Below are 19,309 nucleotides of genomic sequence, written 5' to 3' on the forward strand. Positions count from 1 at the left end.
TGGTGGTCAGGCTTCGTTGGCGACGACCAGGTAGCCGGCCTCCGCCACTGCCTCGCCTATTTCGGACGGCGACAGGTCCTGGCTGGACGTGATGGTCACGGTGGAGATGCCGCCAGCATTGAGTTCCACGTCCACTGCTTCTACGCCTGCAAGGGCCTCAATTTCTTCGCTGACGGCCGAGACGCAATGGCCGCACGTCATTCCGGAGACGCTGACCGTGGTGGTGGTAGGGGAAGTGGTGCTCATGGCTGCTCCTTGTTGGTTGGCCGGCCTTATGGGCCGGTGTTCGACGCAAACGGCGTAAGCCGCGCCGGATGAATTGGAGTTTGTGTTACCGGAGTAGCCGGCCGATGGCATCGGCGGCTTCCTTGACCTTGGCATCGATGGCTTCTGCGCGCAGGGCGGGGTCCGGCTCGGAGGCGGCCCCCACTACACAGTGGCCGATGTGTTCTTCCACAAGGCCCAGGCTGACGGCGTGCAGGGCCTTGGTGACGGCGGAAACCTGGGTGAGGATGTCGATGCAGTACTTGTCCTCATCCACCATGCGGGCAATCCCCCGGACCTGGCCTTCTATGCGTTTGAGGCGGCGCAGGTAGGCATCCTTGTTTCCCGTGTAGCCGTGCTGCGGCCCCTCTTGGTCCACGCCAGCTTCGATGGCTTCACCCGCGACTGCTTGTTCCGTTGCGCCCATACTTCAACGGTATACCCCCGAGGGGTATCTTTCAACTACCCCCAGGGGGTATGCAGCGCAGCGGGCTGCTCGCCGGAAATCACGGCAACAAAAAAGCTCCGGAGTGCGTTATTGGGGGATACGCACTCCGGAGCAGCTTTTGGGCAAATCCGGCATCCACCTCAGTGGAACCGGCCTGCTTGAATCAGCTTACTGGCTGGTAGTCATTGCCGCCAGCACATCGAATAACTACTTTCGCTTTACTTTCTTCCCTCTTAATTCGGGATAAGCCACATGGTGCCGAAGGTCACGTCCGATCCTCATGGGCCGGCATCCGGTAGGGAACCACGAGCACGGGCCGGCTCTGGTGGTGCGTCAGCCAGGCCCCCACGGATCCGTTGAGGGCTTCCGTGAGGCGATGGGAGAAACCCCGTTCCGACGTGCCGACGACAATCATCGGAGCATCACTTTCGGCTGCCAGCCTTGCCAGCCCGCGGGCGGGATCGCCGGCAAGGGTGCGGAGCGTCCAGTCGGTGCGTCCAGCGCCTGCGGGCACTTTGGCCACTGCCGCTTCTATGGCCGCCCGCAGCTCCGCCGTCACGGCCCTGATGTCCTCGTCGTCCGCGTCCGGGTGCAGGGAGAGCCGATGGGCGGACCGCGCAGGATCCCATTCCACCAGGTAGCTGGCCTCGTCAACGTACGCGCAGAGCAACGGCCTTCCCAAACGGGCGGCGAGGATGGCTGCGGTCTGCAGGACCTCAGGGTGCTGCTTGGGCGCGACGCCTACCAGCAGGGGCGATGTACGGCTGAACGGATCTGATGTCATAGCTTATTCTCGGTCTCGCTCACGCACTTGAACAGGGCATTTGCTGCTGCCCTTCACGGGACGGGTGATGCGGTGACCACCACATTCTTGCCCCACGGATCCTCCGTAAAGCAGCTGATCAGGACCAGCCGGTTCGGCTGGATGCTCCAGATGGGACTGTCCTTGAGGCTGGACTTCAAGTAGGTGGTCACATCGTCCACCCTGTACGGAATGGTGCCGCTTGCGGTGTCCACCTCAAACCTGTCGCCCACAGTTGCCGCTGAGCTCAGGTGGTTGAAGGGCGCGTCCGCACCATCCCAGCTGTGCCCGATCACGTAGGTGGTGTTTGCCGACCCCTGTCCCGGAGTTCCGAAGGGCGTCAGCCAGTAACCGTCTTTCGTGGCCGGCGGCTCAAGAGTCTGGCTCGCCTGCGCGGCGGCATCCACATCAAGGGCGTGGACCGGAACATCGAAGGCCGCGGCGGCATAGCGGATCCGCACTGGTTCCGCCGCTGCCGGGAGGACGGGGGCAGGAGGCTGTACATCCGGACTGGCCGGGGCGGGCACCAGCCCTTCAGCTGCCGCCTCCGTTCCACGTGTTTCCGGTGTTTCCGCGACCGCGGGTGCCGGCTGCCGGGACGTGATTCCGGCTGCCGCAGCTCCCGCCACGGCACTGTTTCCGCTGGCGGAGACCTGCACCTGGTGGAAGAGCGGCGCACCGAAGGTCATGGACAAAAAGGCCAACACCCCGCAGAGGAGGATGGCCAGGTCTCCCCGGTTCCAGCGCCGCTTCATGCCCTCCTTGCGGGCCGCGTGCCGGCTGCGTTCCTTGGACATGGTGCTCCTGTGCACTTGCAATGAAAGGGGAGGAAGGCGCCCCGCCGGGCACTGGCGGGACGCCTTCCTGTCATGGGGCTGCTGGTTGCGGCCCGGCCGTGTCAGTCAGCCAGAGGCTGGGTGCGGCGGCTGCGGCGGAACGCAACTGCTGCGCCTGCTGCCGCCAGGGCGCCAAGGCCTGCCAGCCAGGACGGGCTGTTGGAGCCGCCCACGGACGTCTGGGCGTTGTACCCCTGGTTGGTGCCCAGCCCGGTGGATGCGACCGCACCCGCAGCTGCCCCGCCGGCCGGCTGCGGGACGACGACGGCGCCCGCCGCCGGCCGCGGGCCAGTCACCGGCGGTGCCACCGCAGGCTGCTGCACGGGTGGAGCGGCAACAGGAGCGACCACAGAGGGTTGTTCCACAGCCGGCGTTTCGACGACGGGCGTCTGAGCGACGGGCTGTTCCACTACAGGCGTTTCGACAACGGGCGTCTCAACCACCGGCTGTTCCACAGGTGGGACCACAACGGGTGGCACAACCACAGGCGGGATCTCCGGGTCAACCGTCTCGCCCGGAGGAAGGGCTGCGCAATTGGCGATGTAGGTGAGCTTGCCGGCGTTCGTCCAGTTCTGGCCTGCTGGAGCCTTCGGTGTCGGCGGAATGATGTCGGTGGGATGCTCGTCGTGGCCGCCGACGCCGTTGACATTGAATTCCAGCGGCGACCAGGACGAACCGTCTGCATGGCAGACCGTAACCCGGTCGGACGCTGCCATGGCAGGTGCGGTGAGGCTGAGCAGCCCCAGCCCCACCACCCCCAGAGTTGCAAAGGTGCGTTTCATGATTTCTCCCCAGTGTTTGTGAAACGAACCATGATGAAGGGCCGGTAGCGGTTGCGCCCGATGCCCCAGCAGCACGGTCAGCTTGCTTGAGTCTTCAGGCTAGGTTTGGGCCCGCACCCAGTCGCCAGTAGGGGGTACTCGTCTTTCGGGCACAGCCGCTTGCCCGGTTACTTGCGGGTACCCGAAAATCCCTGAGCGCTACTTGCCCGCATCGCGGGTGTCTTGTAGCCGGACCTGCCCGCGCCTAACGTTGGATTCGACGAAAGGGGCATGAGGGCATGGAAATTTTCATGTGGTGGCTGGACCTGGATCTTGCGAGCAAGGAATGGCTGCGGGAGAACCTGCGCGCCGGGGAACTTCCGCTTCCGGTCCTCCAGGGGATCGCCGAGGCGGGCGGACCGCACCCGGACAACCCCGTGGCAGTGTTGACGGCGGCGGACTGGGACTTCATCGAGACGCAGTCGGAGTTTGTGGACTAAACCCCGCTCCACGCCCCCTTTCAGCCGGAAACCGTTGTAGGCTGCCCGGGGCGGTGGTTGCATGGGGGCATGGCAACCCAAGGAAGTTTTGTCTTAGCGATCGGGACTAAAAAGGGCCTGTGGCTGGCCACCAGCACGGACAGGCGTGAATGGTCCTTCACCGGCCCGCATTTCCTGATGAGTGAGATTCCCAGCATCGGGATCGATACCAGGGAAGGCCGCACCCGGATCATGGTGGGAGTCCGGAACGAGCATTGGGGACCCACGGTGGCCCATTCGGACGATCTTGGCGCCACCTGGTCCGAACCTGAGCAAGGTGCCATCAGGTTCCCCGAGGATACCGGCGTGGCCCTGGAGCGGATCTGGCAGATTTATCCGGACGCCGACGCGCGGCCGGGAGTGGTGTGGGCGGGGGCCGAGCCCATCTCCGTGTGGAAATCCACCGACGGCGGTGAACACTTCGAGCTGAACAGGGGCCTCTGGGACCATCCGCACCGCAGCGACTGGGGTGCCGGCTACGGCGGCGCTGCGGCCCATTCGATAGTGGTCCACCCGGCAGGCGAAACCGTCCACGTGGCCATGAGCACTGGCGGCGTTTACCGCTCGCTCGACGGCGGCACCTCCTGGGAGGCGCGCAACAAGGGAATCTCGGCCTACTTTATGCCGGACCCGAACCCCGAGTTCGGACAGTGCGTGCACAAGATCGCTGCGGATGCCGCCGTCGACGGCCGGCTCTATGCGCAGAACCACCACGGCGTGTACCGCACGGATGACAACGCGGAGAGCTGGACCTCCATTGCGGAGGGCCTGCCGGCCGACTTCGGGTTTGTCATGCTGACCCATCCGCGGCGGGAAGGGACAGCCTGGGTTGTGCCGCTCAAAGCCGACGGCGAGCGTATCCCGCCCAACGGCGAACTGGCCGTCCACCGCACGGACAACGCCGGCGGCAGCTGGAAGAGGCTCAGTAACGGATTGCCCACCGGCGAGTACAACAGCGTGCTGCGGGACGCCGCCTCTGTGGACACCGCGGAGCCGGCGGGCGTCTACTTCGGGACGCGCGGAGGCACCGTGTACGCCAGCGCGGACGAAGGGGAGACGTTCACGGAAGTGGCTGCCCACCTGCCTGATGTCCTGTGCGTCCGCGCGGCAGTGGTGGCCGGTGCCTGACATCTCGGTGGTGCTGCCCAGCATCCTGCAGCCGCTGGCCGGCGGGCAGTCCGTCCTGACTGCGCCCGCCGACGGGCCGGTGACCGTGGCAAAACTGCTGGATGACGTCACCGCAGACTTCGCTGTACTGGCCAGGCGGCTTCGGGATGAGACGGGAGCCTTGCGGCGGTTCGTGAATGTTTACGTGGATGGCGACGAGGTGCGGCGGCTGCAGGGCCTCGATACGGAGGTGGCACCCGGCCAGGAGGTGCTGGTCATCCAGTCGGTGGCCGGCGGTTGAGATCACAGGGGCCTGCAGGACGGGCTTCGGAGGCGGCGGGCAGTCCTTACTGACTACACCCGCTGCCGCGGCCTGCCATTTCAGCCAGCGCCCGGTTCAGGCCACCCGCCACACGCTGCATTCGTCCGTATTGATTGCCTTGCGCAGGCCCGTGATCCGGTCCAGGATCCACACCACGCCGATTCCCGGCGCTGTCTCCTGCACGCTGCCCCGGCGGATCACTACGTCGTCGTAGGACGGGCCCACCGAGAGCCGGGCTTCAATTTCGTCGCCGCGGCGAAGCTGGTCCAGTGTCCGGACGCGGGTTACATGGGCTGCTGCTTTCTTCAACATTGGGGCCTCCTGGCTGGAGCTGGTGCCGGCTCTTGCCTGCACTACCAGTGTGGAGTGGCAATGTTGCGCCCTGGTTTCCTGATGGTTAGGCGCGGGTTAGTTCTTTGAGCCGGAGCTGTTTCCCGCCAATGGTGCTACGCCGCCTCGCGGTTGCGGTATGCGGCGAGGAACGTCGAGATCCTGCGGACTGCTTCCTCGATGTCCAGGACCGACGGGAGGATCACAAAGCGGAAGTGGTCCGGCGTGGGCCAGTTGAAGGCCGAACCGTGGGACACCAGGATCTTCTGGTCCTTCAACAGGTCCAGGACGAACTGCTCGTCGCTGGCGATTGGATAGAGTTCCGGGTCCAGCCGCGGGAACAGGTACATGGCCCCCTCGGCCGGGACGCAGGTGATGCCCGGAATGGCGGTCAGCAGCTTGTGTGCGAGGTCCCGTTGTTCCCGGAGCCGGCCGCCGGGGCGCACCAGTGCCTCGATGCTCTGGTATCCCCCCAGGCAGGTCTGGATGGCGTGCTGGGCAGGAACGTTGGGGCACAGCCTTAGCGATGCCAGCAGTTCCAGCCCCTCGCGGTAGGCGGCGGTGGCGGCCAGCGGCCCGGTCACGGCCACCCACCCGGCGCGGTAGCCGGGCATCCGATAGGCCTTGGACAGGCCGCTGAAGGTCAGGCAGCAGACGTCCTCGGCAACGGCGGCGGTGTGGAGGTGTACGGCGTCCCCGTAAAGCACTTTCTCGTAGATCTCGTCCGAGAAGAGGACCAGGTTGTGTTTCCGGGCAAGGGCGGCGAACTGTTCCAGGATGTGGCGGGGGTAGACGGCGCCGGTGGGGTTGTTCGGGTTGATGATCACGATGCCCTTGGTGCGGCTGGTGATCTTTGCCTCGACGTCGGCCATGTCCGGCCACCAGTTCTCCGCCTCGTCGCACAGGTAATGGACAGGGTTGCCGCCGGTCAGGGTCACGGCCGCCGTCCACAGCGGGTAATCGGGTGCCGGGACCAGGATTTCGTCGCCGTTTTCCATAAAGGCCTGCAGGCACATGGAGATCAGTTCACTGACCCCGTTGCCGATGAAGATGTCCTCCACGCCGATCTGCATGAGCCCGCGGGTCTGGTAATACTGGGAAATCGCGGTCCGTGCGGAGAAGATTCCCTTGGAGTCGCTGTAGCCCTGCGCGCCCCGCAGGTGGTGGATCATGTCCACCACCACGGATTCCGGGGTTTCCAGCCCGAACGGGGCCGTATCGCCCAGGTTCATCTTCAGGATCCGGTGGCCCTCGGCCTCCATGTTCTTGGCTGCCTGGAGGATCGGGCCGCGGAGTTCGTACCGGACGTTCCGGAGTTTGCTGGAATGTTGCATGGCGCGCATGGTTGATCTTTTCACATAGGCTGGCGGCCCGGTTACGGCGCCAGCCGGTCACCCTTCCGGTGCACCCGGAGCCAGCGGTAACCGTAACGGCCCAGCTCAACGGTGAAGCTGCCATCGGGCTCCAACGGCACGCTCCCGCCGTCGAACACGTCCAGCAGGGCCGCGTCCTTGAAAGCCTGCGCCGGTCCATCCTCAGGCCCGGCCTTGGCACTGACCTTCACCGGATCTTCGCCCAGGTTGTGCAGCAGCACCAGCATGCCGCCGTCCGAGCTGCAGGTGTGCGCAAAGACCGCCGGCTCCGGCTGGTCGATGAGGGCGAAGCTGCCCCACCCCAGCTCCGCGTTCTCCCGGTACCGCAGGATCAGGGTGGCCATGAAGTTGAACAGCGAATCCGGGTCGCGCCGGGCGGCAGCCGCGTTGACGTGCTCCGGCCCGTACTCTCCCCGCGCCAGCGGAACGGCCAGGTCCGCCGCCTTTGCCGTGGAGAAGCCGCCGTTTTTCCCGTCGCTCCACTGCATGGGCGTCCGCACCGCGGCCCTGCTCTTGAGCCGGAGGTCCTCGCCCATGCCGATCTCCTCGCCGTAAAACAGCACCGGCGTCCCGGGGAGGGAGAACATCAGTGAGTACACCAACCGCAGGCGTTCGGGGTCGCCGTCGAGCATCGGGGGAAGCCGGCGGCGCAGGCCGCGCCCGTAGATCTGCATGTTCTTGGCAGGCCCGAAGGCGGCGAAGACCTCGCCGCGCTCGCCGTCCGTGAGCTTGTCCAGGGTGAGTTCGTCATGGTTGCGCACAAACATGGCCCACTGGTTGTCCGGGTGCAGGGCCGGGCGGCTTTTCAGCGTCTCGGCCAGCGGCCGGGCATCGCGCCGCGCCAGCGAGAGGTAGAGGTGCTGCATGGACATAAAGTCGAACTGCATGTTCAGTTCGTTGCCGTCGGGGCCGCCAAAGTACTCCAGCTGTTCCTTGTACGGCAGGTTCACCTCACCCAGCAGCACCGCGCTGCCGTTGCGGCGGTTCACGAAGCTCCGCAACGCCGAGAGGTAATCGTGCGGATCCCGGTTGGCGGCCTCGTCCTTGGGCTGGCCGCGGGTTTCGAGGAAGAAGGGCACGGCGTCCAGGCGGAAACCGTCCAGCCCAAGCTCCAGCCACAGGCCCATCGCCTTGGCAATCTCGTTCCGCACGCCGGGGTTGGTGACGTTCAGGTCCGGCTGGTGCTTGGCGAACATATGCAGGTACCACTCGCCGGTGGCGTCATCCTGGGTCCACAGCGATGTCTCCTCGCCGGGGAACACCACCTCCGCGGACGTGTCCGGGGGAGTGTCGCTCCGCCACACGTAGTAGTCCCGGTACCGGTTGTCCTTTGACTTCCGGGCCTCGACGAACCAGGGGTGCTGGTCCGAGGTGTGGTTGACCACGAAGTCCGCGATGACCCGCATGCCCCGGTCCCGGGCGGCACGAACGAATTCCACCAGGTCGCCCATGGTGCCCAGCCGGGGATCAACCGTAAAGAAGTCGGTTACGTCGTAGCCGTCGTCCCGGTCCGGCGAGGGGTAGAACGGCATCAGCCAGATGCAGGTCACGCCGAGGGCGGACAGGTAGTCCACGCGCTGGATCAGGCCGGCGAAGTCGCCGCAGCCATCGCCGTCGTCGTCAAAGAACGTCTCCACGTCCAGGCAGTAGATCACCGCATTCTTCCACCAGAGGTCGGAGGTTTCGGCGAGCCTCATGCTGAGGCGTCCGACGCCGTTTCGGCACCGGCGGCCGCCAGCTGCGGGACCGCCGGGCTGCTGCCGGGGGTGCGCAGCCGTGGCAGCACCTCCGCGGCAAAGGTGTCGATGAACGCCGCCTGCTCCTGGCCCACGAAGTGCAGGTAGAGCTCGTCGAAGCCGAGCTCCGCATACCCGCCCAGCCAATCCACGTGCCGGTCCAGGCTTGCTGAAATGTTGACCGTTGTACGGACCTGCTCGGCGGTCACGTGCTCGCCCACCAGGTCGAAGTGCCCAGCGGTGGGCAAGTCCCAGGGGATGGGCGGCTGGTAGGTGTTGGTGCGCCACTGGTCCAACGCAACGGCTACCGCCTCGTCCTCGGTTCCGGCCCAGGACAGGTGCACCTGCAAAACAGCTTTGCCCTTCCCGCCGTTGTCCCGGTAGGCCGCAAGCATGTCCCGGAGTTTGGGCGCCGGCTGGTTGACGGTGACCAGGCCGTCGGCCCACGCTGCGGCCCTGCGGGCGGTGTCCACGCTGACGGCCGGCGCGATCAGGGGCGGCGGGGTATCCGGGACGTCCCAGATCCGTGCCTGTTCCACCGTGACCAGGCCGCGGTGGGTGACTTCGCCGCCCCGGTGCAGCCGCCGGATCACGTCCACGCACTCCTCGAGGCGGCGCTGGCGGACGTCCTTGGCCGGCCAGCCGTCACCGGTGATGTGCTCGTTCATGTTCTCGCCGCTTCCGGGGGCGAACCAGAACCTGCCGGGGAACATGGAAGCCAGCGTGGCGGAGGCCTGGGCAATGATGGCCGGGTGGTACCGCTGGCCGGGCGCGGTGACCACGCCGAACCGGAGGTTGGTGGTGGCCAAGGCGGCACCCAGCCAGGACCAGGCAAAGCCGGAGTGTCCTTGCCGGGCCGACCACGGCTCGAAGTGGTCCGAGCACATGGCGGCGTCAAAGCCCGCCCGCTCCGCGTGCTGGACGTCCTGAAGGAGCTGGCCGGGGCTGATCTGTTCGTGGGAAGCGTGGAAGCCGACAGTAACCATCGTTAACCTCTACCCGTCCGGCGTGCGGTCTGTCGAGGGTTTCCGCCGGGAAGGAGCTCCAACGCCGTAGCGTGCAACCGGGCCGCTACTTGTCAGATAAGTTTGTAACTTGTAACACTGCGCTCGCTGTCATCCTGCGCAGGCGAACGCGGAAGGAAGTACCTCTTGTGGGCGGTGTGCTGATCGGGTTGGCGGTGATCGGCGTCGTCATAGCGGTGGGCTACCTTGCCGCGCGGTGCGGACTGGGCGGGGAACCAACCGTTTCGGCGCTGACGCGGACCGCCTTCTTCATCACCAATCCGGTGCTGCTTTTTACGGTGGTGCTCGAATCCGATATCTCGGTGGTGTTCTCCGCCTACGTGCCGCTGGCCCTGCTGACGGCAGCAGTCACGGCACTGCTGTACGTCACCGCGAGCCGGCTCTGGTTCCGCCGTCCGATGGCCGAAACGGCCGTGGGCGCCATGGCCAGTTCCTACGTCAATGCCAACAACATCGGCATCCCCATCACGCTTTACGCGCTGGGCGATGCCACCCCGGTGGCACCCGTCCTGCTGGTCCAGCTGCTCCTGCTCGCTCCGCTGGTCCTCACCCTGCTGGATCTTTCCGCGGCCGGCCGGTTCTCCCCACGGCTGATGCTCACCCAGCCCTTCCGGAACCCCATGATCATCGCCAGCCTGCTGGGCGTGGTCCTGGCGGCGTTCCACGTCAAGCTTCCCGATCCCGTGATGGCCCCGCTGGAACTCCTGGGCGGGGCAGCCGTCCCGGTGGTGCTGCTGGCCTTCGGCATGTCCCTGCACGGGACAAGGATGCTGCAAAGCGGCGGCCACCGGGCGGAGATCCTTACTGCCACCGTGCTGAAGTCCGCCGTGATGCCTGCGGTGGCGTTCGTCGTCGGGCGCTTCCTGTTCAACCTGGACCACCACATGCTGCTGGGCGTTGTGCTGATGGCGGCGCTGCCGTCCGCGCAGAACGTGTTCCTTTTTGCCAGCAAATACGGCCGGGGAGTCGCGGTGGCGCGGGAAACCATCCTGATGTCGACGGCGGCTGCCGCCCCGGTCCTGGTCCTGATCGTCTGGCTGCTGGCCGGCTGAGCCCTGGCTTTCCACCAGCGGCAGTCTTCCGCCAGGGGCATTGGCCGGGCAAGAATGGGCAGCATGGAACTTCCCGTGCTGCCGCCCGTCCCGCCCATGCTCGCCAAGGCCGTCAGCGGCATTCCGGAAGGAGACCTCAGCTATGAGCCCAAGTGGGACGGGTTCCGGTCCATCATTTTCCGGGACGGCGACGAGCTGGAGATCGGCAGCCGCAACGAAAAGCCCATGACCCGCTACTTCCCCGAGCTCGTGGCGGCCCTGAAGGAAAATTTGCCGCCGCGGTGCGTGGTGGACGGTGAGATCATCCTGATCGGCACCTCCGGCGACCGGCTGGACTTCGACGCCCTCCAGCAGCGCATCCATCCCGCAGCCAGCCGGGTGAAGCTGCTGGCCGCCCAGACGCCCGCCTCGTTCGTGGCGTTTGACCTGCTGGCCCTGGGCGAGGACGACTACACGGGCCGGCCCTTCACGGAACGGCGGGCGGCACTCGAGAAGGCGCTCGCGGCCAGCAAGGCTCCCGTCCATCTCACGGCGGCCACGACGGACAAGGACACCGCCACCCAGTGGTTCGAGCAGTTTGAGGGCGCCGGACTGGACGGGGTGGTGGCCAAACGCCTGGACGGACGCTACGAGCCGGACAAACGGGTGATGTTCAAGACCAAGCACGAGCGCACCGCCGACTGCGTGGTGGCCGGCTACCGGCTGCACAAGAGCGGGCCGGATGCCATCGGCTCGCTGCTGCTGGGGCTGTACAAGGACGACGGCGGCCTGGCCAGTGTGGGCGTGATCGGCGCCTTCCCGATGAAGCGCCGCCAGGAGCTGTTCGAACAGCTTCAACCGCTGGTCACCGATTTTGATCACCACCCCTGGGCCTGGGCGAAGCAGGAGGAAGGCGAGCGGACCCCGAGGAATGCCGAGGGCAGCCGCTGGAGTGCCGGCAAGGACCTGTCCTTTGTGCCGCTGCGCCCGGAGCTGGTGGTGGAGGTCCGGTACGACCACATGGAAGGCGACAGGTTCCGGCACACTGCCCAGTTCAACCGCTGGCGTCCGGACCGGGAACCGGAATCGTGCACCTATGCACAGCTGGAGGAACCGGTCAGCTTTGACCTGGCCTCGGTGCTGGAGACCGGACGGCCGTAGCATCCAGCAGGCTCCACAGCCCGTCCGCGCGGCACGGGATCGAGGCCTCCACCAGGGCCTGGCTGTGCGGGTGGCGGGGCGCGGCGAAGAAGTCCCTGGTCCCGGCCACTTCCACCACCCGGCCCTCCAGCAGGACAGCCACCCTGTCGCACATGTACCGCACCACATCCATGTCATGCGAGATGACGATGAGGGAGAGATTGTGTTCGCGCTGCAGCCGCAGGAGCAGTTTCAGGATGGTGCGCTGGGTCAGTGCGTCCAGGGCTGAGGTGGCCTCGTCGCAGATCAGGACCTGGGGTTCCAACAGCAGGGCACGGGCAATGGTGGCCCGCTGCAGCTGCCCGCCGGAGCACTGGGCCGGCCGCTTGTCCAGGAACGCCGCGTCCAGTTCCACCTCGGCCATCGCGGCGGCGATCCGCTCGTCGCGCTCTTCCGGCGACAGGTCGCGGCGGGGGCGCAGCGGTGCCTGCAGGCTGGTGCGCAGGGTCATCCGCGGGTCAAAAGCGCCGTGCGGTTCCTGGAACACCAGTTGGACGGCGGTGGCCTGCCGGGCGCCGGTTGGGTCCAGGTGCCGGGTAATGGATCCAGTGCTGGCGGCTTCCAGGCCGACGATTGCCTTGGCGAGGGTGCTTTTGCCTGACCCCGACTGGCCCAGCACGCCCAGGATCTCTCCGCGCCGCAGGGTCAGCGAGACGTCCTGCAACGCGGTATGCCCCCGTTTCCGCCGGGGCCCGAAGTGCTTGCCCACGCTGTCCAGCACCAGGACGTCCCGTTCGGTAGACGGCGGACGGCGGCGGGACTCCGGCGCAAGGCGGGCGGCGGCCAGCAGCTCGCGGGTATAGGAGGATTGGGGCCGGGTGAGCAAGTCACCGGCGGGACCGGCCTCCACAACGCTGCCGGCCTTCATCACCAGCACCTTGTCGGCGAAAGCGGCCACGGACGCGATGTTGTGGGTGATGTACAGGATGCCCAGCCCGCGTTCCCGGCGTTCCCTGTCCAGCAGCTGCAGGATCTGGCGTTCGAGCACCTTGTCCAGCGCCGACGTCGGCTCGTCCGCCAGCAGCATTCCGGGCTGGCCTGCCAGCGCCAGGGCCGTCATGGCGCGCTGCGCCATGCCTCCGGAGAGCTGGTGCGGGTAGGCACGGAGGCCCTTGGCGGGATCAGCGAAGCCCACCTCGTCCAGCAGTTCCAGCGCCTTGCCGCGAGCCTTGGCCCCGCGGAGCCCGGCGTGCCGGCGGAGGGGCTCTTTGAGGTGCTGCCCGACCGTCCGGTTCGGGTTGAACATCCGTTTGGGCTGCTGGAAGAGCATGCCCAGCCTGCCGCCGCGCACGGAGTTGAGTTCCTGTTCCGACGCGCGGGCCAGGTCCAGGCCGCCGAGCCGGATGGAACCGCCGGTGATTCGCAGGCCGGGCGGCAGGAGCCGCAGGCAGGACATCGCGGTCAGGGTCTTGCCGGAACCTGAACTGCCCACCAGCGCCACGAATTCACCGGGCTCCACGGACAGGGAGACACCGGCGAGCAGGGGCCTGGCGGAAGTCCCGCCGTCCGGCTCTTGATGCCTCACCTCCAGCCCCTCGAGGACCAGCCCGGAGTCCAGGGGGCTCATTTTTCCGCCGCCAGGGGCAGCAGCAACGGCGCCGCGGCCATGTGCGCCGCGCGCTGGCCAATCAGGGTGACACAGAGCGCCACGAGGAAAATCACCAGGCCCGGCGCGAGGATCCCCATCGGTGCACGGTCCGCGAAGGGCTGCGCGGCTGCCAGCATGGAACCCCAGTCCGACTGTGGCGGCTGGACGCCCAGGCCCAGGTAGGAGAGGGCGCCCACGCTGATGAGCAAGTGCCCGAAGCGCAGGGTTGCCTGGCCCAGGATCGGTGCCGCGAGGTGGGGCAGCACGTGCCGGAAGATAATGAACGACGGCGGGCAGCCCACCACGCGGGCCGCCTCCACGAAGCCGCGGGCCGAGACGTCGTAGGCCAGGGTCCGCGCCAGGCGCGCGAACGGAGTCCACCCCGTAACCGTCAGGGCGAGCAGCAGCGGCCCGAAGCCCGTGCCGAGCGCCGCCACGATGAACAGGGCGACCACCATTTCCGGCAGGGCAAGCAGGACGTCGTTGGTGCGGGTCAGGAATTCATCCACCCAGCCCCTCCGGCGTGCGCTCAGGATCCCGATGGCCACGCCGATCAGGCACGTCAGCACCGTGGCAAGCGCCGCCACGGACATGGAAAACTGGCCGCCCTCAAGGACCCGGCTGAGGGTGTCCCGGCCCAGGTTGTCCGTGCCCAGCCAGTGCTTTGCCGACGGCGCGGCCAGGCGCTCCGCCAGGTTCTGCTCCGCCGGGGGATAGGGCGAGATCCACGGCGCCAGCAGAACCGCCAGCACAATCACGGCAAGCACAGCGGCTGCCACGGTGGACACGGTAAGCCGGCTACGCAAGGGTTCCTCCCACCGTGCGGCTGAGGAACCTGTGGACGAAGTCCGCCAGGGTGGTCACGCCCACGGCGAGTGCCACCACAACCACCACTCCGCCCTGGGCGAGCGGGATATCGCTGTTCACCACGGCGTCGAAAAGCAGCCTGCCCATGCCCGGTACGGCGAAAATGACCTCCACGATCACCGAGCCGCCCAGCAGGCCGGCGAACCACACGGCGAACAGGGTGGACAGCGGCACCAGGCCGTTCGGCACCACGTGGCGGAGGATCGCCTGGCCCTGGCTCAGCCCGCGCGCACGGGCCGCCGGCACGTGCTCTGCCGCTGCTGCATCGATGATCCCGGCGCGGACAGCCGAGGTGAAGAAGCTGATGGGCCGCAGGGCAAGGGTCAGGGCCGGCAGCACGGCAGAGGAGAGGTCATTCCAGCCAGCCGTGGGCAGGATCGACAGTTTCAGGGCGAAGACCAGGACCAGCACGGGAGCCACCCAGTACTCAGGCATGGCGATCAGGGCCTGGGTCACTGCCGTGATGGCCTTGTCCGCAACGCTTCCGGGGCGCAGCCCGGAAAGAATGCCCAGGGGGAGTGCTACGGCCGCGGCCAGGACCAGCGCCATGGTGACCAGGCTGAGCGTCACGGACAGCGCCGGCAGCACCTGCTCCGCCACGGGTGTGCGGCTGACGAAGGACAGGCCCATGTCACCGCTGAAGAAATCCCCGAGCCACCGGAAGTACTGGACGGCCAGGGGGTCGTCCAGGCCGAGGCTCTCGCTGAGGCCCTGCACCGCAGAATCGTCGACGGCGTCGCCCGCCACGCGTGAACGGATGATCTTGCGTACCGGGTCCCCCGGCGTGAAGTACGGGATCAGGAAGACCGCAAACGAGGACACCACAACGGCAGCCACCAGGGTGGCCGTCCGTTTGGTGATGAACTGCAGCATTTGCGGTGTGGGTCGGGGGAACTAGGACGCGGCCTTGGCCGTCTTGGCGGTGAGGACGTAGCGGGACAGCGGGTCCTGGACGTAGTTCAGGACGTTGGTCCGGGTGGCGTCGGTGGCCTGCTCATTGACCAGCCACGCGTTCACAGCCTTGTCCTGCAGGATCCGGCCCGCCTCCGCGTAAAGCTTGTAGCGCTCGTTGGTGTCCACGGTGGCGGCGGCTTCGGCAATGATCCGGTCGTATTCGGCGTCGCAGAAGTGGCTCAGGTTGTAGGTGCCTTTGCAGGTGTAGTCGGCGGTGAGGAAGCCGATGGGGTCGGCGATGTCGATCAGCCGGTTCCGCTGGCTGAGCAGCATGTCGTAGTTGCCGGCCAGGACGTCCGGCTCAGCTGAGGCGTATTCCTTGGACGTGATGGTGACGGGGATGCCGATGTTCTTCAGGTTTTCCTGCACAACGGCGGCGACGTCCGCAAATTCGGCGCGCTCCACGATGGCGATGATTTCCAGGGGGCGGTCGGCGGTGTAGCCGGCCTTGGCGAGCAGCTTGCGGGCTTCTTCGACGTCCTGCTGCTGCTTGTCCTGCTTTTCGCCGGCCCAGGGCTCGGACGGGGCAAACGGCCCGGTGGCCGGCAGTGCTGCGCCTTCATAGACGCTGGCAGCCAGGGCGTCGAGGTCCAGTGCGTCACGGATCGCGGTGCGGACGTCAACATTGTCCAGCGGAGCACGGCCGTTGTTCATGTACATCGTGGCAGTGCGGGGCGAATCGGCGCCCATGACGGAGACGCCCTTGTCCGCTTTCAGCGCCGCGAGGCTGGCGACGGGGATGGACAGTGAGATGTCCGCTTCGCCCGTTTGCACCTGGGCGGCACGTGTGGGGCCGTTGGTGATGAAGCGGATCTCGGCGCCGGCAAGTTGTACGTCGCCGCCCCAGTAGTTTTCATTGCGGTCCAGGGTGAGGGACTGCTTTGCCTTCTCCGAGACGGGAGTGAAAGGCCCGGTGCAGTGCCCGAACGGGTCCAGGCCTTCAGCCTTGTAGGCGGCCGGCGCCAGGATGCCGGTGTTAACGCTGGCCAGCCGGTAGGGCACCAGCGGGTTTTCGGCCGGGGTGCTGACCCGGACGGTCTGGCCGTCCACTGCGGTGACACTGCTGATCATGGTGCGGTTGAAGGCGCGCGCCGGAACCTTCGCGTCGAGGACGTGGTTGAGCGCCGACACCACGGACCCGGCGGTGAGGTCGGTGCCGTCCTGGAACTTGACGCCCTGGCGGATACTGAAGTCCCAGTCCAGCGGTGAGGACTGCTTCCACTCGGTGGCCAGCGACGGCAGGACCTTGCCCTCGGCCTGGTTGTAGGTGGTCAGGGTCTCCAGGCAGCCGGAGAGGGACAGGATGTACGCAGCATCCGATTCCACGGCCCAGTTGGCCACCGGTGCGCGGAAATTGTCCACCACGATCCGCTGGCTGGTGTCCGCCGCAGCGCTGGGCTGGGTGGACTGGGTCTGGGTGCCGCTGAAACCGCAGCCCGTCAAGGTGAGGGCAGCGGCCGCGGCCAGGAGGACGCGGGGACGGAGGGAGGAGCGCACAGAAAACCGCCTAGCAGGGCTGCCGCGGGGAAGGGCAGGAATAAAAAGGGGACGGACTTAGGGTAGCCTTCCCTTCCGCAAATACGTGAATTGATGAAGTTGCTGCTCAGCCGCGGGGATGGAGCATACGGGTACGGGAACAGCCCGCTTAATACAAAGGAAAGCCCGCCATTTGGGGGAATGGCGGGCTTTCCGGTCTGAAAACCGGGCTGCAATGGCGTCCGGTTGGGAAGAAGGGCTACTTCAGGCCGAGCTGCTTGGTGGGGATCTTGTAGGACTCCTTGGCAGTTAGCGCGGAGACGGCGGCCACTACACAGATTGCGGCGGTGAAGATGCTGATTTGGACCCAGCCGCCCGGCTTGATGCCGCCCATGGCTGCCACGATGGCGGGCGCGAATCCTGCCATCAGGAAGCCCAGCTGGGTGCCGATGGCCAGGCCGGAGAAGCGGACCTTGGTGCTGAACATCTCGGCGTAGAAGGACGGCCAGACGGCGTTGGAGGCGGCGTAACCGCAGGAGAAGAACCCGATGGCGGCCAGGAACATCAGCGGCACGCTGCCGGATTCCAGGCTGAGCAGGAAGACGGGCGTCAGGGCTGCGCTGGCCAGGGCGCCGTAGATGTAAACGGGCTTGCGGCCGATTTTGTCCGCGAGCATGCCGAACAGCGGCTGGGTACCCAGGGCAACCACGTTGGCGGCCACCACAAGCCAGAGGGTGGTGGTGCCGTCCACGCCGGCAACGGTCTTGGCGTAGCTGATGGCGAGGGTTCCGAACACTGTGGACACGGCGGCGATGAAGGCGCAGCAGATGACGCGCAGGACGTCGCGCCAGTGGCCCTTCAGCAGGTCGGCTACGGGGAGCTTGGAGATCTGAGCCGTCTTCTGGGCTTCTTCGAAAGCCGGCGGCTCGTGCAGGGTGCGGCGGATGAAGAAGGCAACGATCACCACGACGGCGCTCAGCCAGAACGGAATGCGCCAGCCGATGCCGTACTTGATCTCGTCCGGGAGGGCCAGGACGGGGATGAAGACGAGGGCGGCGAGGATCTGGCCGCCCTGGGTGCCGGTGAGGGTCCAGGAGGTGAAGAAGGAGCGGCGGTTGTCCGGGGCGTGTTCCAGCGTCATGGAGGAGGCGCCGGCCTGCTCGCCTGCAGCGGAGAGGCCCTGGCAGAGCCGGGCGAGGACCAGCAGGGCCGGGGCCCACCAGCCAACGGTGTTGAAGTCCGGCAGGCAGCCAATCAGGAAGGTGGAGGCGCCCATGAGGAGGAGGGTGAACATCAGAACCTTCCGACGGCCCACCCTGTCGCCGAAGTGGCCCAGGATGACGGCACCGACGGGCCGTGCCACGTAGGCGAAACCGAAGGTGGCGAAGGACATGATCGCTGCGTTGGCGTCAGCATCCGGGAAGAAGACCGTGGGGAAGATGAGGGCAGCGGCGGAACCGAAGATGAAGAAGTCGTAGTATTCGACGGCGCTGCCCAGGAAGCTTGCGAGGGCTGCCTTCTTCGGCGTCCCGGCCGGGGCAGCGATGCCTGGCCCGGCGGACGGAAGTATCTGGCTCATGGAGTTCCTTTGATGTGACGACTTTGTCGCGGATGGATCGGGGGCTTCAGCCGGCATGGCCCAGGTGTTGCCTTCGGGCGGCACGGCTGCAGTGGCGGGAGAACCCGGACAGTAGCCACATGGTGGAAGCTACTTGTGCGATACAGCAATGATGGCTGTGAGGGCAGTCACTTGTCAACAAAATAATCATTGGGTAGCAATAGCTCTCACAATGTGGCAACATCGAGGTATGAGTGTGAACCAAGACACAGCGCCCGATGATGTTGCCGCTGACGAAAACCCGCCCAAAGCAGGGCGGCCCGCCGACCGCACCGACATGGTGGGCAAGGCATTGGGTCTTCTGGTCCTCCTGGGCGATGAGCCCCGCGGCGCCAGCGCCGCGGAAATCTCCCGCCGCGCCCAGCTGCCCTTCAGCACGACGTACCGCCTCCTTGGCTCGCTGACGCGGGACGGCTTTGTGGACTACGAGCCGGATGGCCGCCGCTACCACCTCGGTCTGCGGATCTTCCAGCTGGGCCAGCGGGTCTCCAACCACCACGGCTTCGCCGGAACGGCCCTCCCCGTCCTGCGCCGCGTGACCGAACAGACCGGTGAGGCCACCATCCTCAGCGTCCGCGACGGCCACCACCACCTCACGGTGAACAAGGTGGACGGGCCGCAGATGTTCCGGGTGACCAGTGACCCCGGCCACCTGGGCTCCCTGTCCACTACCGCCGTCGGAAAAGCCCTGGTGGCGTTTGCCGAGGTTGCGGAGCGCGAAAAACTCCTGGCGGAGCTTCCGCTCGAGCCGCTGACGGAGAAATCCATCACCAACAGGGATGATTTCCGCGCCGAAATCGAGTTGGTCCGCCGCCGCGGGTTCGCCGTGATGGATGAGGAAAACGAGCTTGGCATGCGCGCCGTGGCCGTTCCGCTGCTCAACCACCAGGGGCACGCGTTCGCTTCGCTGGCCACGGCAGTTCCGGTTTTCCGCCTCAGCCTGGAGGGCCTGGAGGCGCACGTCCCGCTGCTCCAGGAAGCGGCGGCCGAGCTTGCTGCACGGCTGCCGCAGCGGTAGCGCTGAGCGGCCCA

General features: G+C 66.6%; 20 protein-coding genes. 6 read left to right on the top strand and 14 right to left on the bottom strand.

Translation table 11 applies throughout. The features are described from left to right. Positions 1-6: 6 nt before the first annotated feature. The 5 genes from AC3A4Z_RS19330 to AC3A4Z_RS19350 form a co-directional block, all read right to left on the bottom strand. A complete protein-coding gene (locus tag AC3A4Z_RS19330) occupies positions 7-246 on the bottom strand; it encodes a cation transporter (RefSeq protein WP_493971352.1) in 240 nt (79 codons plus the stop codon). 85 nt (positions 247-331) lie between these two features. Beyond that, positions 332-691, bottom strand: a complete 360-nt coding sequence (locus AC3A4Z_RS19335; RefSeq protein ID WP_498713457.1) for a metal-sensitive transcriptional regulator — start codon at positions 689-691, stop codon at positions 332-334. A gap of 286 nt (positions 692-977) precedes the next feature. After that, positions 978-1,496, bottom strand: a complete 519-nt coding sequence (locus AC3A4Z_RS19340) for a universal stress protein (RefSeq protein ID WP_498713459.1) — start codon at positions 1,494-1,496, stop codon at positions 978-980. A gap of 53 nt (positions 1,497-1,549) precedes the next feature. Beyond that, positions 1,550-2,311, bottom strand: a complete 762-nt coding sequence (locus AC3A4Z_RS19345; RefSeq protein WP_498713461.1) for a class F sortase — start codon at positions 2,309-2,311, stop codon at positions 1,550-1,552. A gap of 101 nt (positions 2,312-2,412) precedes the next feature. Next, positions 2,413-3,132 carry a hypothetical protein gene (locus AC3A4Z_RS19350; protein ID WP_498713463.1) on the bottom strand — a complete coding sequence of 240 codons (720 nt, stop codon included), beginning with the start codon at positions 3,130-3,132 and terminating at the stop codon, positions 2,413-2,415. Positions 3,133-3,410: 278 nt separating this feature from the next. Here AC3A4Z_RS19350 and AC3A4Z_RS19355 point away from each other — a divergent pair, with 278 nt between their 5' ends. From AC3A4Z_RS19355 to AC3A4Z_RS19365, 3 genes are all read left to right on the top strand, one after another. After that, on the top strand, positions 3,411-3,611 hold the full coding sequence (locus AC3A4Z_RS19355) for a hypothetical protein (RefSeq protein WP_493971357.1): 201 nt from the start codon (positions 3,411-3,413) through the stop codon (positions 3,609-3,611). Between the two features lie 69 nt (positions 3,612-3,680). Then, entirely contained in the window at positions 3,681-4,778 is a 1,098-nt protein-coding gene (locus AC3A4Z_RS19360) for a WD40/YVTN/BNR-like repeat-containing protein (protein WP_498713465.1), read from the top strand. After that, the gene (locus tag AC3A4Z_RS19365) at positions 4,738-5,058 is read left to right on the top strand and encodes a MoaD/ThiS family protein (RefSeq protein WP_498713467.1); all 321 of its coding nucleotides are present in this window, start codon (positions 4,738-4,740) and stop codon (positions 5,056-5,058) included. The genes AC3A4Z_RS19360 and AC3A4Z_RS19365 overlap by 41 nt, the downstream gene beginning before the upstream one ends. A gap of 96 nt (positions 5,059-5,154) precedes the next feature. Here the strand turns inward: AC3A4Z_RS19365 and AC3A4Z_RS19370 are convergent, their stop codons facing one another. From AC3A4Z_RS19370 to AC3A4Z_RS19385, 4 genes are all read right to left on the bottom strand, one after another. After that, on the bottom strand, positions 5,155-5,391 hold the full coding sequence (locus AC3A4Z_RS19370) for a hypothetical protein (protein ID WP_050057182.1): 237 nt from the start codon (positions 5,389-5,391) through the stop codon (positions 5,155-5,157). A 134-nt stretch (positions 5,392-5,525) separates the two neighbouring features. Then, positions 5,526-6,752, bottom strand: coding sequence for a pyridoxal phosphate-dependent aminotransferase (locus tag AC3A4Z_RS19375; protein ID WP_498713469.1), 1,227 nt, complete (start codon positions 6,750-6,752; stop codon positions 5,526-5,528). A 32-nt stretch (positions 6,753-6,784) separates the two neighbouring features. After that, positions 6,785-8,479, bottom strand: coding sequence for an alpha-amylase family protein (locus tag AC3A4Z_RS19380; protein ID WP_498713470.1), 1,695 nt, complete (start codon positions 8,477-8,479; stop codon positions 6,785-6,787). After that, complete coding sequence (locus AC3A4Z_RS19385) at positions 8,476-9,504, bottom strand: TIGR03885 family FMN-dependent LLM class oxidoreductase (RefSeq protein WP_498713472.1); 1,029 nt, start codon at positions 9,502-9,504, stop codon at positions 8,476-8,478. The genes AC3A4Z_RS19380 and AC3A4Z_RS19385 overlap by 4 nt, the downstream gene beginning before the upstream one ends. Positions 9,505-9,671: 167 nt before the next feature. Between AC3A4Z_RS19385 and AC3A4Z_RS19390 the strand changes: the two genes are divergently transcribed. Together AC3A4Z_RS19390 and AC3A4Z_RS19395 are read left to right on the top strand one after the other, a co-directional pair. Further along, the gene (locus AC3A4Z_RS19390; RefSeq protein ID WP_498713474.1) at positions 9,672-10,595 is read left to right on the top strand and encodes an AEC family transporter; all 924 of its coding nucleotides are present in this window, start codon (positions 9,672-9,674) and stop codon (positions 10,593-10,595) included. 63 nt (positions 10,596-10,658) lie between these two features. Continuing rightward, complete coding sequence (locus AC3A4Z_RS19395; RefSeq protein WP_498713476.1) at positions 10,659-11,735, top strand: ATP-dependent DNA ligase; 1,077 nt, start codon at positions 10,659-10,661, stop codon at positions 11,733-11,735. On the opposite strand, the gene AC3A4Z_RS19400 is transcribed toward AC3A4Z_RS19395, so the two are convergent. The 5 genes from AC3A4Z_RS19400 to AC3A4Z_RS19420 form a co-directional block, all read right to left on the bottom strand. Next, the gene (locus AC3A4Z_RS19400) at positions 11,692-13,341 is read right to left on the bottom strand and encodes an ATP-binding cassette domain-containing protein (RefSeq protein WP_498713478.1); all 1,650 of its coding nucleotides are present in this window, start codon (positions 13,339-13,341) and stop codon (positions 11,692-11,694) included. The genes AC3A4Z_RS19395 and AC3A4Z_RS19400 overlap by 44 nt on opposite strands. Then, entirely contained in the window at positions 13,338-14,168 is an 831-nt protein-coding gene (locus AC3A4Z_RS19405) for an ABC transporter permease (RefSeq protein WP_498713480.1), read from the bottom strand. The genes AC3A4Z_RS19400 and AC3A4Z_RS19405 overlap by 4 nt, the downstream gene beginning before the upstream one ends. Continuing rightward, complete coding sequence (locus tag AC3A4Z_RS19410; protein ID WP_498713482.1) at positions 14,161-15,102, bottom strand: ABC transporter permease; 942 nt, start codon at positions 15,100-15,102, stop codon at positions 14,161-14,163. Before AC3A4Z_RS19410 ends, AC3A4Z_RS19405 begins: the two co-directional genes overlap by 8 nt. Positions 15,103-15,123: 21 nt before the next feature. Continuing rightward, the gene (locus AC3A4Z_RS19415; protein WP_498713484.1) at positions 15,124-16,680 is read right to left on the bottom strand and encodes an ABC transporter substrate-binding protein; all 1,557 of its coding nucleotides are present in this window, start codon (positions 16,678-16,680) and stop codon (positions 15,124-15,126) included. Between the two features lie 238 nt (positions 16,681-16,918). Beyond that, entirely contained in the window at positions 16,919-18,238 is a 1,320-nt protein-coding gene (locus AC3A4Z_RS19420; RefSeq protein WP_498713486.1) for an MFS transporter, read from the bottom strand. A 229-nt stretch (positions 18,239-18,467) separates the two neighbouring features. On the opposite strand from AC3A4Z_RS19420, the gene AC3A4Z_RS19425 reads away from it, so the two are divergent. Beyond that, positions 18,468-19,295, top strand: coding sequence for an IclR family transcriptional regulator (locus tag AC3A4Z_RS19425; protein WP_498713488.1), 828 nt, complete (start codon positions 18,468-18,470; stop codon positions 19,293-19,295). Positions 19,296-19,309 lie beyond the last annotated feature (14 nt).

The sequence above is a fragment of the Arthrobacter sp. Soil_C_49 genome (assembly GCF_057656635.1).